This window comes from Thermogemmata fonticola, assembly GCF_013694095.1.
In the GTDB taxonomy this organism is placed as follows: domain Bacteria; phylum Planctomycetota; class Planctomycetia; order Gemmatales; family Gemmataceae; genus Thermogemmata; species Thermogemmata fonticola.
Genome location: NZ_JACEFB010000006.1, coordinates 198,566 through 213,890 on the forward strand (window position 1 = coordinate 198,566; position 15,325 = coordinate 213,890).

At 42.5% G+C, this 15,325-nt stretch carries 16 protein-coding genes; 1 reads left to right on the forward strand and 15 read right to left on the reverse strand.

Features of this window, described 5'->3' with window-relative positions; genetic code table 11:
* Positions 1-554 precede the first annotated feature (554 nt).
* From H0921_RS10360 to motA, 4 genes are all read right to left on the reverse strand, one after another.
* A complete protein-coding gene (locus H0921_RS10360; RefSeq protein ID WP_194537994.1) occupies positions 555-923 on the reverse strand; it encodes a hypothetical protein in 369 nt (122 codons plus the stop codon).
* A 62-nt stretch (positions 924-985) separates the two neighbouring features.
* A complete protein-coding gene (locus tag H0921_RS10365; protein ID WP_194537995.1) occupies positions 986-1,606 on the reverse strand; it encodes a hypothetical protein in 621 nt (206 codons plus the stop codon).
* Between the two features lie 155 nt (positions 1,607-1,761).
* The gene (locus H0921_RS18210) at positions 1,762-2,325 is read right to left on the reverse strand and encodes a flagellar motor protein MotB (RefSeq protein WP_194537996.1); all 564 of its coding nucleotides are present in this window, start codon (positions 2,323-2,325) and stop codon (positions 1,762-1,764) included.
* A 21-nt stretch (positions 2,326-2,346) separates the two neighbouring features.
* On the reverse strand, positions 2,347-3,192 hold the full coding sequence (motA, locus tag H0921_RS10375) for a flagellar motor stator protein MotA (RefSeq protein ID WP_194537997.1): 846 nt from the start codon (positions 3,190-3,192) through the stop codon (positions 2,347-2,349).
* 173 nt (positions 3,193-3,365) lie between these two features.
* Here motA and H0921_RS10380 point away from each other — a divergent pair, with 173 nt between their 5' ends.
* A complete protein-coding gene (locus tag H0921_RS10380) occupies positions 3,366-4,151 on the forward strand; it encodes a HEAT repeat domain-containing protein (protein WP_194537998.1) in 786 nt (261 codons plus the stop codon).
* Position 4,152: 1 nt separating this feature from the next.
* Here H0921_RS10380 and H0921_RS10385 read toward each other — a convergent pair whose 3' ends face one another.
* From H0921_RS10385 to H0921_RS10435, 11 genes are all read right to left on the reverse strand, one after another.
* Positions 4,153-5,076 carry a hypothetical protein gene (locus tag H0921_RS10385; RefSeq protein ID WP_194537999.1) on the reverse strand — a complete coding sequence of 308 codons (924 nt, stop codon included), beginning with the start codon at positions 5,074-5,076 and terminating at the stop codon, positions 4,153-4,155.
* Between the two features lie 17 nt (positions 5,077-5,093).
* Positions 5,094-6,707 carry a FlgK family flagellar hook-associated protein gene (locus H0921_RS10390; protein ID WP_194538000.1) on the reverse strand — a complete coding sequence of 538 codons (1,614 nt, stop codon included), beginning with the start codon at positions 6,705-6,707 and terminating at the stop codon, positions 5,094-5,096.
* 26 nt (positions 6,708-6,733) lie between these two features.
* Positions 6,734-7,837: a flagellar basal body P-ring protein FlgI gene (locus H0921_RS10395; RefSeq protein ID WP_194538001.1), complete on the reverse strand. Its 1,104-nt coding sequence runs from the start codon at positions 7,835-7,837 to the stop codon at positions 6,734-6,736.
* 6 nt (positions 7,838-7,843) lie between these two features.
* Positions 7,844-8,425: a flagellar basal body L-ring protein FlgH gene (locus H0921_RS10400; protein ID WP_194538002.1), complete on the reverse strand. Its 582-nt coding sequence runs from the start codon at positions 8,423-8,425 to the stop codon at positions 7,844-7,846.
* Between the two features lie 9 nt (positions 8,426-8,434).
* Positions 8,435-8,944 (reverse strand): flagella basal body P-ring formation protein FlgA, encoded by a 510-nt coding sequence (locus tag H0921_RS10405; protein WP_194538003.1) that lies wholly within the window; start codon positions 8,942-8,944, stop codon positions 8,435-8,437.
* Entirely contained in the window at positions 8,941-9,732 is a 792-nt protein-coding gene (gene flgG, locus H0921_RS10410) for a flagellar basal-body rod protein FlgG (protein WP_194538004.1), read from the reverse strand. The genes H0921_RS10405 and flgG overlap by 4 nt, the downstream gene beginning before the upstream one ends.
* Before the next feature lie 18 nt (positions 9,733-9,750).
* Entirely contained in the window at positions 9,751-10,455 is a 705-nt protein-coding gene (locus H0921_RS10415) for a flagellar hook-basal body protein (protein ID WP_194538005.1), read from the reverse strand.
* Between the two features lie 83 nt (positions 10,456-10,538).
* Positions 10,539-10,949 (reverse strand): hypothetical protein, encoded by a 411-nt coding sequence (locus tag H0921_RS10420; protein ID WP_194538006.1) that lies wholly within the window; start codon positions 10,947-10,949, stop codon positions 10,539-10,541.
* A gap of 13 nt (positions 10,950-10,962) precedes the next feature.
* Positions 10,963-12,969, reverse strand: coding sequence for a flagellar filament capping protein FliD (gene fliD, locus H0921_RS10425; protein ID WP_194538007.1), 2,007 nt, complete (start codon positions 12,967-12,969; stop codon positions 10,963-10,965).
* 126 nt (positions 12,970-13,095) lie between these two features.
* Positions 13,096-14,523, reverse strand: a complete 1,428-nt coding sequence (locus tag H0921_RS10430) for a flagellin N-terminal helical domain-containing protein (protein WP_194538008.1) — start codon at positions 14,521-14,523, stop codon at positions 13,096-13,098.
* A gap of 276 nt (positions 14,524-14,799) precedes the next feature.
* On the reverse strand, positions 14,800-15,108 hold the full coding sequence (locus H0921_RS10435) for a hypothetical protein (RefSeq protein WP_194538009.1): 309 nt from the start codon (positions 15,106-15,108) through the stop codon (positions 14,800-14,802).
* Positions 15,109-15,325 lie beyond the last annotated feature (217 nt).

The following is a 15,325-nucleotide window of genomic DNA, read 5'->3' on the forward strand; positions in this document are numbered from 1 at the left end:
TCATTCCTTCCGTGCCTTTTGGAGACAAACTCACTGGAGGTGGTGTTGTGATAACTGCGCTAGTTGCATCTTGTGCCATCTCTGTTCTGGTGTCAAATGGGTTTGCACCTAGGGATATTTGTGCCGGTGTGCCCTCCGCAATTGTCTCGCCGTCTTGCCGGTCGTTTGCCAAAGCCAAAGCCGCTGTTGTCAGATTCTCTGAAGATTGACTCGCACCGCTGGGGAGCACTACCGGAGGTGAATCTGCGGTATTCGATTGAGACGGGAGGCCTGTCACGGCAGGAGCGAGCATGTTCAAAAGAATGGCGAGTAACTCAGCCGGTGGTGTTTCCCCGTCCGAAGGGTCTTGCAAGGTTTGTAGGCTCGTTTCACCGAGGGGATTTACTGCCTCAAGAGCCTCTGCTAGCGATGTGCTCTGAAGTGAGTTCGCTTCCAGTACTGTGCGGAACGGCGACGACGCAGTCATGGTGAGAGCAGACAATAATTCGTTGTCTGCGGCTCCAGCACCGCGAGCATCGGTAACGCTCGTGACAGCTTCGATTGGTGGCATAACTCTATCGCGGCATGTTTGGCAACGTTGAAGTCAAACCATAGGCTTTGCCGAGCCGTTCACGCCATGCCGTCTCTGCCAATTGTGGACCCCCGCTGTTTTTGAGCCATTCTTCACCACAGCGAATAACTTCTTCGATACAACCTAGGAACTTAATGGCTTCCTCTCGAATATCTTCCGGCAAGTGTCCGCCTTCGTGTACTAGCACTTCCCGCAGCTCTAGTCCTGCCTCCACAACAGTTTGAACTAATTCGGGGGCTACTTGGCCACCTTTCCATAGTTCCATTAACTGCTGGGTTCGCTCTACAGCCTCGCGCAGGCGCTGTTGGAGCATTTTTTGGATTATCCTCGGATGAGTGTATCGTTCACCCATGCGCTAGCCTCTCCAACCAAGCTATTTTTTCTGCTCTTTTTGTGTTTCTTCCGTAACTTATCTCATTTTTTTCGCAGGCGATCCAGATACCCCTGAAATTCCTGAGTGAAGCGAATAATGGATAATTGCCAAATTGCGCACTCGGCCAGGAAGTCATCCTCGCGGCTTTCGGCCACCTCCCGGTACAAGGTTGCCGCTTCACTGACGCGGCCGGTTCGTCGCAAGCATGTTGCAATCATGTACTTGACGTAAGCACGGTCTTCACGACCTAGCGCCGATGTATCGACCATCCGTAAGGTTCGCAAGGCTGCGTCTACATCCCCATCCTTATAAAGATTGGTGGCAGAACGAAGTAAATCCAGTGGCTTGTCTCCCGCTCCGATCTCGAATTTTTTCGCCGGTGTTTCGCTCCCTTTAGGTCGAGGAGTCGCGGGAGGGCGGGACTCGATCCTTTGCAACAGCTCCTTCAGTTCCTGTTGCAGACGGTTGCGCTCAGAATGCCTACCCACGCCGGCTTTTCCATTCTCGATTCCCTCACGGAGTTTGAGCAATGCATCGACCTCGGCCTTGAGTTTCTCTAGCGCCGCTTTCGAATCTCGGGCCGGCTCTTGAGCGCCCACTGGCCAAGCCAATGCCGCCAATGCAACCCCCAAAATGACCCTTGCAGGTATCAATCCTTGCACAACTCATCCTCCTGTGAGGGGAATTTCCCACACCTAACTTTGTCCATCGCGTGCGTCAACCCTCCTTTCACTCACTGTCCCTTGGACTACCCTAGCAGTATAGCAGGGGATCGTGATGGCTAACCACCCCAACGCCATCAATTCGCCTCACCGGTTTACGCGCGCAACAAATCCTCTGCAATTTGAGTCCAGTTCACTTCATGAAAAGAGTAGAGAATCAAGTTCTTATAAACTTCCGGTGTCTCCGGTGGAATTTCCCCGGTGAACTCGGCTCGCAACTGCTGGGCGAGATGCTGTGTAGCCAACTCATCTGGAGATTTTGCAATAGCTGGAGAGGGTGCTGAAGACGCTACTGCCTCACGCGCCTTTTGAGCCTGGGCCTTCCAATAACGATAGCGTTTTTGATCTGATTGAATCCAATTGATGATCGCCTTGGTGGCAGGACTCATCTGGTCGCTGGGGGTGTACTGATGGCGGCCGTTATCCATTTGCAGCGTTTTCTCATCCGGTATGGTGCCATAGGTGGGGATGGTCATGGCGGCACCACTCTGAACAGCGTGTTTGCTGACTCCAGATGGATCAATGAAATAATTGGCCACGGATTGCCGCACCTTCTCATCTTGTGCACCAATCCACATAACTAGAAAAAAAGCCATCATAGCGGTTACAAAATCCGCATAAGCTACCTTCCATGATCCGCCGGACTTTCCAGCAGCCATATTCGGGATCCACTCCTTATCTTATCCAAACAGCTCTTTCATTTCGGACGGAGTAGGACGACAATCTGTCCCAATGATGCGGCGGGCACGCATCACAACATCTTTGGGACTTGCACCGTCATTAATAGCTATTACAGCCTCAGATAATGCCCGATAGAATAAAAGTTCCTGTTCGCCTAACGCTTCCATTCGAGCACCAACTGGAGCAAAGAATCCATATGCCATCAGTATTCCCAAAAAAGTTCCAACTAGCGCAGCACCAACTTTGTACCCAATGGTTTCGACAGGGCCACCGATTGCCTGCATGGTGACGACAATACCTAAAACCGCAGCCACTATGCCAAAACCGGGTAATGAATCTGCTGTACGTAACATAGCCATGACCGCAGCATGATGCTCGCGCTCAAGAACGAGAATTTCTTCCTCAAGCCACTTACGCAGCTGCTCCGATTCAACTGTACCATCGATAATCAATGACAAAGAATCACATAGAAAATGTCGTATATGATGGTTATTATAAATTTTCGGATATTGCTGCAAAACTTCGCTTTGCTCAGGATTAGTCACGTGAGAATCAAGGGCTAATAAACCATTTTGTCGCACCAAACGTGCGAACGCATACATGACCTGTAACATCTGAATACAGGTAGATTTACCGTATGATGATCCTTTAAGTACCTGTAAAAATCCGCGAATAAGATCCTTCATTACCTTAGGAGGGGACATTATGATAAGCGCACCAAACGCTGCTCCGCCGATAGTAATAAATTCTGATATGTGTATAAGGGCACCAATTTTTCCCCCCGCCATCGTGAATCCTACCACCACTGCGGAGAGAACGATAATTCCACCTACGATAACGACCACGACTAGCCTCGGATGAAAACCGATGTAAACAGCCCAGGGAGCTGCCTTCCTAGTAGATTATCGAAGCTAACGTCGGCAAGTTGCCAGAGAGTCTATAAAAGGACAAGTCTAGTAAAAGTTGTTGGGCCAATGCTATGTATAGGAATATAGTAATATACTGCCGCACGCCATTTGTGCTTTATTTGATTAGTATACTTGTGGTATTTTTTTATCACGAATCAGGTGATGAGAATAATCCAATTAAGCAGCTTATTAAAATAGTCGACGATCCAAGTCAACCCTTAGATACGAGGATCGAGGCTGCATACCTTATTGGAAAATTAGGAGTATCAGCGAAGGAAGCTATTCCACACTTAATCACTGTGCTGAGACGACTTCAGGGCAGAGAATTAGAACCACTGCAAATTGCAATTATCGATTCATTGGCCCAAATGGGATATACCGCACGTATCGCGCTCCCAGCACTAACAATGGCAAGTGGCAGAAGCATAGATATAGATCTAGCGATCAAGCGCGCAACAAAAGCCATACTGAGTACAACAGATGAGCACGATGTAACATCACTTGTTAAACAGCTAGGATCAAGCGATCCGAGTCAGCGACTTCGTGCCGTTGACGCTTTAAGGCGGTTAGGTGATGAAGCAAAAGAGGCATCGTCTGCATTGATGGAGTTACTAGACGATGCAGACTACACGGTCAGAAATGCCGCAATAGAAGCTTTGCTGACCATTTCAAGAGATAGAAAAATACCCGATGCGATAATTCGCGCGATTGCTAAGGACTTGAATGAGTCTGATCCATTGCGAAGATTGCTGGCCCTATACCGTCTTGGTAAAATTGGCAGTCCATCTGCTATAGTAGCCGATGAAGTGGACAAGTTAAGAAATGATACTGATACGAATGTACGACGAGTTGCCCAAGAAATACTGAATAAAATATTAAATACAGAAAAAAAGTGAATTAAGTAATGTAATCAAGAAAAGAAAAGTTATAATATCGTGCTATTATAGCCATACTTGCCTGTAATAAATATTGAGATTGATTCATTCTGACTATAGCATCAGCATAATCCGTACTCTGCAATTCAGATTGCATGACCTGATGGTCGTATAAAAGTTTATCTAACTGCTCAGAATAACTACGCAATCCAGATAAATGAGAGGAAATACTTCCGATGACACCAGTAATATGATCGCGAGCTAATTCGATGTCTTGCATGGCTGAGCCTAATAGAGACGACCGTTGGGGTAAGTCAGCTAATAATGCATTACGTAAATCTATTAAGGATTGGAATATATTTTTACCATTGTTTTGTAGGAATACATTACCTGTATAGTAGAGAGGTATAATGATATCATCACTAATAAATGCATTACTATTATTAGTAGATCCCATATACGTGATGTTATTAATTCTACCATTTATATCGTAAGAACTAATAACAAATGGAGTTATATTTAGAGCCGCCCCGGAAAATAAATAATTATCATACATTTTTCTATTGGAAATATTCAATATGTTGTTAATCATAACGTCTATTTCGTCTGCCAATGCCCGCATTGTAGATTGGTCCAATGTAGTATCGGAACCAGTTGAAGCGATTTGAGAAGCACGTAGTAATACATTATTTATATCAAGCAATGAATTTACTATATAATCGAGAGTATTATTCAGCGTATGAATATTATCGATCGTTGATGAAATGCGTTTGCTTTCTGTACTATGATATAATATCTTATTATAATTATTAATATTTTCTGATGGCCTAGTTATATTAACACCAGATGATATGTCTCTATAATGTTGAGATAATGTATATGAATACCTTTGTATTTGCGATAAAATTTGAGATGTAATATTTAGCTGTGTAGTTCGTAGATTCATACCACCACTCCACATTATCAAAACATATTAAGTAAGGTATCAATTGTTTGGTTAACAATTGATATATATTTAGACGATGATTCTAGCATTTTTTGAAATTTTAAAAGATTAATGAATTCTTCGTTCGTATCAACACCTATGATTTCACTTAATTTGGTATACGTATCATTGTAAATTTCTTTTGAATAATTTTTGCTATTTGTTACAGTTGTACCAAAGTTTCCTATATCCGTTATAATTTTCGACATACGCTGAATAAAATTGTTTTGAGTAAATAATGAAGATTTAAATACATCTAACAAACGAATTATATTATCATTATTACCGATCTCACCAGTTTTAGAGAATGCAAATAAGTTTGGATTATCAATGAACTGCTGTCGAAGACTTATTGTATCTGCATTATAACCATCAAATATGCCGTTTATACCTAGCGCAGAGAGTAGACCTGAAGTATCAGGATTTGTAACAGAAGTGTTAGTCGCTGGTATTGTATCCCTTCCTGCAAAGTCGAATTTATACCCAGGTAACGCACTTATGCTAATTAATCCTGTTGAAGTGTTGACAGATGCAGATATGCCAGGAAGTGAAGATAAAAAATTACTAATATCATATAGGCTATGTATATTAGGATTGATATGAAATGTATAATTATTTCTTGTCGATGAATTTATATCAGTAATGCTAATAGTTATATCGCCCTCGAAAATTTCTAGCGGTAAATCTTGAGTGGCTAGCGGCGCAAAGACATCTGGAACGGCGATACGAGAGTCTACACTTTCGTATTCTCCAGCAATACCTAACCCTGTTGCCTGTATTTGATTTATATTCCTAATAAAATCAGAAACAAGATAATTAATTTCGTTTTTTATTTTTGGTATATATTGATTGTACATATAAATCAAAGATCCAAGTCTTCCAGAATCAACATCTATAGTTCCTATATCATTAATAAGATTAATATTGTTATTATTATACTGTATTTTCAGGTGATATACTGTATTATCTAAAATCAATGGCAAACCGTTATCTGAAAGAATGTTAATACCTTTATTAGTTTGTACTAAATTTGTATTCATAATATTGGATAAATGTTCTAAAATTTGATCTCTATTATCCAATAAATTATGATCCAGTCTAGTTAAATTTGTTAAGTAATTGTTTATTTGTTCTACATACGACGTTATTTGGTGTTCAATGTTAATTTTTAAGGTATCTAAGGCATCGCTAGTGCTCCGGATAGACATCACTAGATCGTGCATGTTAGATATAAGATCATTAATCCTATATCTACTTCCAGTTAACTGTGATAGTACATTATATATATCATTAAATTTTGCCACATAATCTCCAATTGTTAAATATGATTCTAATAATGAATAATAATTGTATAATTCATCGTAAAATGAAAAGTCGCTTAAATTATTATAATATAGTTTTTGTAAAATATCTTCAGTTTCTCTATGTGTATAGCTATAAATCACGCCGTTGTCGTTAGGTAAAGTTGAGAGCCTTGCCGTTTTTCTATGGTATTGTGGCATATCAGACTTAGTAATATTTTGACCAATTACATACGTTGATTCATTAGCTACAGTAATGCCAGAAAGACCAATCAGTAAGTGATCAAACATATTTCACTCGTAGTAACAATTATTAGTTACATAACGATGATTTCGGCATGCAGTGCGCCTGCCTGCTTTAACGCTTGAAATATAGCTATTATATCTCTTGGTGATACACCTAAAGCATTAAGTGCACGAGCTACATCACCTACGGTTGTTGTGGGCGGTAGGGCGACGAACCGAGCTTGCTGCTCCACAGCACCTATTTGCGTACGCGGTACTATTGCAGTTTGACCTGTGGCAAAACTAGTCGGCTGGGATATAATGGGGCGTTCGCTAATCCCAAGATACAAGTTCCCATGCGATATAGCAACAGGCGATATAGTTACATGCTCGCCTGCAACTACTGTTCCAGTTCTTTCATTGATTACTACCTTTGCCGCATTATCAGGTGATATAGTGAGTTGCCCAATCTCAGCAATAAAGTTTATCGGCTCGTTTAACCTGTTCCGAGGAATAAAGATTGTAACAGCTCCAGCATCAATTGGTATCGAACACGCAGGGTATTTTTTATTGATTACATTACATATATTTCTTGCAGTGTTAAAATCCGGCGTCTTTAGCAGTAATGTAAGCTTCCCGTGCTTAATAATGTCCCCTAGTGCCTCCTTTTCTACTATACCACCTGCAGGTATTCGTCCGACGTTTAAGTGGTTCTTCTGAACGGAAGCTGCCTGTCCCGCGATTGAGAATCCTCCTACGGATACTGGACCTTGAGCAATGGCATATACTTCACCATCCACACCTCGCAATGGTGTAAGTATTAGGATTCCACCTTGTAAACTACGAGTGTCATCTATGGCAGATACAGTAACATCGATCCTACTTCCTTTACGTGAATATGGACTTAGTTCAGCAGTTACCATAACAGCCGATATACTAGTAGATCTAATGACCGATTCTGCTGGCAGTTGGCTGAATATTTGCGTGGTTGTTCCGAGACGCTGTAGCATTTCTACGGCAACTTGCTGCGTGAATGTGCTCCTGCTTCCAGTTCCATCTAATCCTACTACAAGCCCAAAGCCAAATAACTGATTTGGGTGGGCACCAGCGACGTCAGTAATATCTTTTACTCGCACCTGAGCATAGATTATATCTGGACTAATAAAAGCAATAAATAAAGCGGCAATCATTCTCATGATAAATCACCAAGGCCAAATTTGATAAAATATTCTATTGAAGTAGTTAGGATTATTTGATCTGGATATTATACCACGACCTAAATAATATATTCGTAGATTAGCAATTTTATCAGTAGTTATAGTATTTCCTACACGGATATCAGCAGGCCTTATTATACCTGTTATATATATAATTCGTTCTTCACCTGCTATTATTCTGCGCTTATATCCCTCTATCACTAAATTATTATTGGGTAATATATCAATTATGACAGCAGTTAATCTATCAGTGAACGTATGATTAGTAGTATTAGCAGCATTGCCATTAAACGCATATCTATTATCAGTTGTCAATAATTGTGCAGGATTGTTAGTATTGCCAAACGTCAACCCAGCATTTGCGCTACTATTCTTTCCTAACTCGCGCTTGTCTTGTTCTTGAAGGATGGTTATTTCATCAACAATAATTGTTATAAGATCGCCTATACGCCTAGCATTATTGTCTTGAAATAAATATCCGTATCTGGGATTGTGTCTATCCCAAATTGAATCACAATTGCCAGATATTTTCGCAAACGCTAAAATAAATAATAGTGAATTAAACATATTATTTATTTACTCTATAATCGCATTATTTTCATCAATAAGTAATGCTGTTATAATTCTCGATGTATCGCCAATGCGTAGCTTTACCATCTCTCCTATCTTGCCCGCCTGAATTAATTCAGCCGTAGTTATTATCTCAATTCCATTTTTTTTGTAATATAACGTTACTTTTTTCCCAGGTAAAAATGTATATTTGTTAATATTAGAATCACTTATATATTTAACTTCGACATAATCAGGTCCGAGAATATCATAATTGTAACGATTGTCATATAGCATTAGCCGCAGTAATATATGTTTCTTACTAATAATTAGAGTATTCTGATTAGGCTTCAATTCAGCTATATCTATATTTTTGATATAATTATTTACAATTGTCACATCATAAAGATTTACAATTTTCTTTGATATTGTTATATTTTTTTTTAGAATTAAAGTAATACTCTGTTTAGATACATACAAATAATCTACTGTATTTCCAATACATAATATTGATACTATAGTATATATATAATTCATCTTACTAATTCCGTTGTAGCGGCAAGCATATTATCAGCAGTGCGTATTGCACGTGTATTGAACTCGTATGCCCTTTGTGACGTAATCAGATTAATTAATTCACTTACTACATCTACATTTGAACGCTCTAAGAAACCTTGTCGAGTGAAGCCTGTGCCGTTTTGTCCGGGTACTGATATTATCGGTGGCCCTGAGGCAGCTGTTTCGGCAAAAAGATTGCGCCCTTCGGCACTCAATCCTGCTGGGTTCTGGAATCGTACTAATGTGAGTTGACCAACTACCGTGGTCGTGTTGAGTGCCCCAGCATTTTGAACTGAAACGGTACCGTCCGAACCAATAGTGATTGAAACTGCTTGTGGAGGGATAGTAATTTGTGGTGAAACCAAAAAGCCATCACTTGTTACAAGGCTACCTTGTGCATTGATCCGGAAAGAGCCATCCCTGGTATAGCGGACCTCACCGTTGGGGAGGAGCACTTGAAAAAAACCTTCACCTTCAATTGCTATATCTAAAGGATTTTGCGTATTAATTATAGCTCCGGGCGTAAATATCTTAGTAATTCCTGATACTCTAGTCCCACTACCAATCTGAATTCCTATTGGTGATTGTAATCCTTGTGCTACAACGCCTCCAGGTGTCTGTTGGTTGTAATATAATAGATCCTGAAATGATACCTCGCCCTTTTTGTAACCAGTCGTATTGACATTTGCCAAATTATGTGCGGTGTTATCTAAATTTGTTGTCTGTGCATTCATTCCGGTAGCACTAGTATATAATGCTCGAATCATATTTTTTACCTCGGTATATTATACCCTAGTGTTTAGTTGTATTATATCAGCAATTAAACGTAAGGCTTTTTGCGTAGCTTCATAATAGCGACTACCTAATATCATTTTGACAAATATATCATTTATATTTATATTTGATGTTTCGAGATATCCTTGTAGTATTCGAGATTCTGTATCTTGGATACTTAACTCACTATCAGGTTTATATATGTTGGCACTTATCCTTTTAATTGAATTATTATTTATAGCTGTTACTATCCGTATCTTGTCGACTTCTTCTCCATCTGCGATTAGCGTACCATTACTAGTTACAGAAATATTGCTGGCATCAGCGGATATACGGATTGGACCAGTGGCACCCAATAATAGGTAACCATTAGAATCTACTAATAAACCGTCAGGTGTACGCATAAAGTGACCATAGCGACTGACAACTTGTCCATTATTGCTAAGAAGTAAAAAATAACGATTCGGTTCTGCGATAGCTAAGTCTAATGATCTCCCGGTTTGTACAAATCCTCCTATTTCATTTCTATCCCAGATGATTCCCGTTTTTACACCGTTTAATTCACTTGCAGAAGCAGCACTATCTACTTCATTAAATGTCATCTGGATCTCTTTAAAACTAGGAGTATTAATATTCGCTAAATTTATAGAAATGACATCCTGCTGTTCTGAGGCTGTTATCAAGCCAGATGTTGCGGAATAGATACCACTTATCATCACTGTAATCCCTGCCTATATATCGCATATTACTATCGCCTTATATATCGGTATGACTAGTAGCAGATCTTTAGTATAATCGATTATGCCTCAAATTCTGTTGATTGAAATGCTTGGACATCTATATCTATATTATTATTTATACTATTTGCTTTCAATTTAGTGATTGATTCTCGTAATATCTGAATAGATCGAATTATTATATCAATTTGTTTAATGTCGCACATCTCTAATTTATTATTAATAATACTATAGATAAGCTTCAATCTATTAGACATTATGTTATTAGTTGCTGTATTATTTAAAGTATATGCGAGTGTCATTATTATTAGGCGACATTTGATTATTTTTCCACGTGCAATCGTAGGATATTCTATATATGTATTCTTTACTTCTTCCAATAAATTTTCTAGTTTATCGTAAGCTTCTAATGTGATGTCAATATAATTCCAATTGGTAAAATCAGACAGTGTTTGTTTATAATATTGAAACATATATTATATTCCTTTACTTACGTGTAGTGTTCATCAGAGTTATAGGCATGAGAGCTACCAATTGACTTTGCAGGTTTTTGAGGCTACTTACAGCGGATTCCATTGCAGCGAACTGTTTAATGAGTTCGTTTTTACGATTTTCTAATATAAGATTCTGTTTATCTATTTCTTTATTAATATTATCAATTTGTATTTGGTAATTATCCTGTGTATCTTTTAACCTTCCATATGCTGGATTTAGATATTTGTCTAGTACTGAATTGAGTTTTGCTGATACTCCGATTGTGACAAATATGTTCCCGATAGTCGATGTAGGTGAGGTTGCCCTGACTTGCAATCCATCAGTATGTTGATTTCCATTCATTCCAGTTAGGATTTGTCCGCTTCCAGATGCAAGCTCTGATGTCCCATTGACCACAAAGTAACCTTCCACATCATCACCCCGGGCGGATTCACCACCAATGAATCCTAGATGCGGGAGGACTGTGCCTCCTTCCACACTTACATGTGACAATGATCCGTACTTTTGTGATGTTATTTGCAATTGATTGGAATTATTCAATACTACGTTTACATGATTATTATTATTGTTTGGATGGGTATTAATGAGTCTTTGTAATAGTGCCGCCAGCTCTTCTGGTGTATATGTACCAGGTTCAACGATTATGTTCAGCAGTGCTACATTATTCAATTTAATCACTAAGGTGTTATCTGGCGGTTGAATAGTTATAACTCCGCTCAGCGGATTCGATGCTGTGACACTCGCACGTGTTGCCGGTGAAGTGACATGTACTTCGTATGCTGTTGTGGACAACTTTGTTTTATTGGTACCTTGGACGAATTCGATAGTAGGGTTTGTACTTTGTCCTGTGATTGCGAAAAGCTTTTTTATGTCGGCAATAACTTGGGTATTTCCCATTGATAATGCCTGTTCTAGCTTAGTTTGATCTAGATTTAGTTTATTATTATCAGTCAGTGCAATTCCTATTTTACTTAATCTGTTGATTCCCGTGCTTGATGATTCGAGAGTCGTCATCAGCGTTGTAACTATATCGCTTACTAGATCCTGTATTTCGCGATTTCCGAGTAGTACACCGGCTTGTTGATTCTCTACGTTATATTTGCTTTGTTCATTAATATAATCCATTACCTTATTATATGTGTCTACAAAATCTTTAATTCCATCCTGGATTTTTTTTATATCTCTCGATATATCGATGTTAATTGGCTTTCCTGGTTCTGCCTTCAGTAGGTTGATTGTGACTCCGGGGATTACTGTTTCTATTTTGTTGTTAGAGCTTCGGATAGTGAGAGCACCCTCTCCGCTGCCAAGTCGGAGGATAGCGTCTGAGGCTTGCTGCAATGTATTTTCCTGAAAATTGATATCCTCACCGTCACCATTTGTAAGGTTGCTTGTAATAGTAAAAGCACTACTTACGCCCGTGTTCTTTGCTGTAAGTATTATCTTGTATGGAAGATTTGATCCATCATTGATAATTGATGCGCGCAGGTCCTGAGTCGCTGAGTTGATCGCCTGGACTACGCCTTGTAAAGTATTATTCGTAGAATCGACATTGATTGTTGTTGACTGTCCATTTCCAAATTGTATTGTAATAGTCCCTTGTTTGAGTTGTGTATTCGGGTCGTTGAACCCAGAAGAGGCGACCATATGCGCCTTGGCAATGCTCTCGACACTAACAATGTAGCTTCCTGGAGTGGCACTAGAACTAGCGGCAACAGTGAGGGTGTTCGGGTCACTTGAAGTGGCAGTTGTGGTATCGAAGATGCTGCCGATGGAGCGAGCCAACAGGGAGGTTTTGCTTTGCAGATCGTAGAGGTATCCTTTCAGCGTGGCGATGGCCGATTGCTTGGCCATGACATCCGCCTGTCTTGCCTTCAGACGATCGATACGTTGCTGGTTGATGCGAGTCAGCCCTTCGATGAGTACATCCGTATTGATACCGGTTGCGAGGCCGCTGAAATTGATGCCGTTTGTGTTAAGTCCTGTGATGGATGCCACGGCTTGGTCCTCTCACCACGACACCAACTCGCTACATTTTTCAGAGCTAGTCGTTCGCCCAAGTCAAGGGACGCGGGATGACTCGAATGCAGCCATCCCGCGTCGAGTTTGTTTGCAAATCTCGCATTAGCCGCGGAGCAATCCGGCGATCAGTTGGCTCAACTGGTTGGCGTTGCCAAGCACCGTCGCGCCGGCTTGCATTTGCGTTTGCAGCTTCGTAAAGTTCGAGATTTCTTGCGCAAAGTCCGTATCTCGGATGACGGATTCGGCAAAAACGGTGTTCTCCAGGGTAAATTTCAGGTTGTTGACATTTGATTCCAGTGTGTTGGCTTGGAAGGCCCCCAAGGCACCCCGGAGGTTGGCTACGTCAGAGATCGCCTTATCGATCACGCGGATGGCGTCTTGAGCACCGCTTTGAGTCGTCACGTTGATCATGGCCAAGTTGGCGAATTGCGATCCTGCAACTCCTTGACCCAGCGCCGATGCCCGAACATCCCCCAGGGAGATAGTAGCGGTTTGGTTCGCGTTGGCCCCGATTTGGAAAGTCAGAGCGTTGTTCTCAATTTGGATGATTCCGTTATCCACAGAAGCATCTAGCGTGGTGAAGGGAGTGGTCGGATCATCCGCGATGGTGATGGACAATCCCATGGCATTGACAGTATTACCCTGTCCCACCACACCGGTCAAGGCGCCACCTGGTCCCGTGATGTCAAGAACGAGATCGACTCCATTGTTCACGGTACCAGCCAAGCTGCTGATGTTGGCCGCATTGGGACCACTAGCCGCCACGACGAAGTTGCCTTGGGTACCGTACACTGTCGAGGCAAGTACGAGGTCGCCGCTACTGCTGTCGATGGAGGCGACGACCCCGGTTTGTCCCGTGTACTTGTTGATGGTGCTGACCATATCGTTGAGGCTACCGGCATTGGAAGCATTGAGGGTGATATTCACGCCATTGATGGTGAGCGTGGCCGATTGGGTGCCGGTGAAAGCAGTCACGGCGCCGGAGGTATTGGCACGCACGGCTGCGGTATCCACAACGATGGTGTAGTTTCCAGTGGCTGCACCAGCGCCGGGTGTGGCAGAGACGCTGACACCAGCAGGAGCGGAGACCACACGAACACCGGCACTGCCATCGAGGAGTTTCTTGGAGCCGAATTGGGTTCGGGTGGCGATGTCGGTGATGGTGTTGAGGGCATTGTTGATTTCGGCCTGGTTGGCGGCCAGAGAGTCGGCATCGTTGACGCCGCTGTTGGCGGAATCAAGTGCGAGGCGGCGGATCTTGTTGAGCAGGCTGTTGATTTCGTTAAGGGCGCCTTCCCCTGTTTGAATGACGGAGATGGCTTTGTTGGTGTTGTCAATGGCTTGTTTCAAGCCGGCGATTTGGGCTCGCTGCTTTTCGGAGATGACAAGGGCAGCAGGTCCGTCTGCACCGCGATTGACTTTCAGACCGGTCGAGAGCCGCTCCAACGACCGGGACAGTTGGGTGTTGGTGGCCAACAGATTGTGTTGGGCCGTGAGCGAGGAAACATTGTTGTTGAGAGCCAAACCCATGGCGCACACCTCATGCTGAGATCATCGGAACTTTCCGGGCCGGAACGTCCGTCCCGTCTGAAGAGGTTATCGAAGTGGAGCGGGACTTTTTGCTGGTCCAACCGAGCTTTTTGCAGCGGAACAGGGGGCTGATCCAGCACCACACATTCCCCCGACGCATGGAGACGAATGGCCTTCTTATTTCGGGGAGAAAGCCAGTAACCACGGGAGCGGAAAGAAGGGCAGAAAGTGTCATCATAACGTCACGAGCAATGAGGGAAACAGCATGCCGGAGATTCAGGAGCGCGATTCGTTCACGGAATGCTGAAGAAGAGCGCGAGCGGTCTCGGCAGCGGCTTGGGGAGATCCCAATTCACCATTGGCCAAGCGAGCAGCGACCGCTTCGATCACTTCGGCGCGAACATCGGGAAGTTGCTGCAACGCGAGCAAAAGCTGGGAGAATTGTTCGGTGGGTGAAAACGGGTGGCTGGCTAACGGTGCAGCGGGACTTCCCACCGTGTCGGCTCCGCCGACACGGGCAGGTGGAGTCAATTCCGGCTGATGGCGGTTCACATACGGATGAGAGCCGGAGGGGTGAACCTGCATATGTTAGCACTCCGCTTCGCTTGGGGGCAAGGAACTTTGCCTCTGCTAAAAAGATTATCGTCATTTCAACCGGTTTTTTTGCTCTATTTTTTTCGCTGAGGGAGTTTTTTCGTTGAAGCTAGGTCCATTGGCTCCAGTTTGGCCAACGACAGGAGAGCGGGAATGCTGCCGAGGGCATGCCACCAAGGTCGCCATGCGCGATTGACGGCACTTAGCT

Coding starts and splice junctions, on each gene's coding strand:
- H0921_RS10395 (WP_194538001.1), bottom strand. CDS start 7,837: ATGAGAATGATTGCCGCTTTATTTATTGCTTTTATTAGTCCAGATATA.
- H0921_RS10435 (WP_194538009.1), bottom strand. CDS start 15,108: ATGCAGGTTCACCCCTCCGGCTCTCATCCGTATGTGAACCGCCATCAG.
- H0921_RS10415 (WP_194538005.1), bottom strand. CDS start 10,455: ATGATAAGTGGTATCTATTCCGCAACATCTGGCTTGATAACAGCCTCA.
- H0921_RS10360 (WP_194537994.1), bottom strand. CDS start 923: ATGGGTGAACGATACACTCATCCGAGGATAATCCAAAAAATGCTCCAA.
- H0921_RS10420 (WP_194538006.1), bottom strand. CDS start 10,949: ATGTTTCAATATTATAAACAAACACTGTCTGATTTTACCAATTGGAAT.
- flgG (WP_194538004.1), bottom strand. CDS start 9,732: ATGATTCGAGCATTATATACTAGTGCTACCGGAATGAATGCACAGACA.
- H0921_RS18210 (WP_194537996.1), bottom strand. CDS start 2,325: ATGGCTGCTGGAAAGTCCGGCGGATCATGGAAGGTAGCTTATGCGGAT.
- H0921_RS10405 (WP_194538003.1), bottom strand. CDS start 8,944: ATGAATTATATATATACTATAGTATCAATATTATGTATTGGAAATACA.
- H0921_RS10390 (WP_194538000.1), bottom strand. CDS start 6,707: ATGTTTGATCACTTACTGATTGGTCTTTCTGGCATTACTGTAGCTAAT.
- H0921_RS10385 (WP_194537999.1), bottom strand. CDS start 5,076: ATGAATCTACGAACTACACAGCTAAATATTACATCTCAAATTTTATCG.
- H0921_RS10430 (WP_194538008.1), bottom strand. CDS start 14,523: ATGGGTTTGGCTCTCAACAACAATGTTTCCTCGCTCACGGCCCAACAC.
- H0921_RS10400 (WP_194538002.1), bottom strand. CDS start 8,425: ATGTTTAATTCACTATTATTTATTTTAGCGTTTGCGAAAATATCTGGC.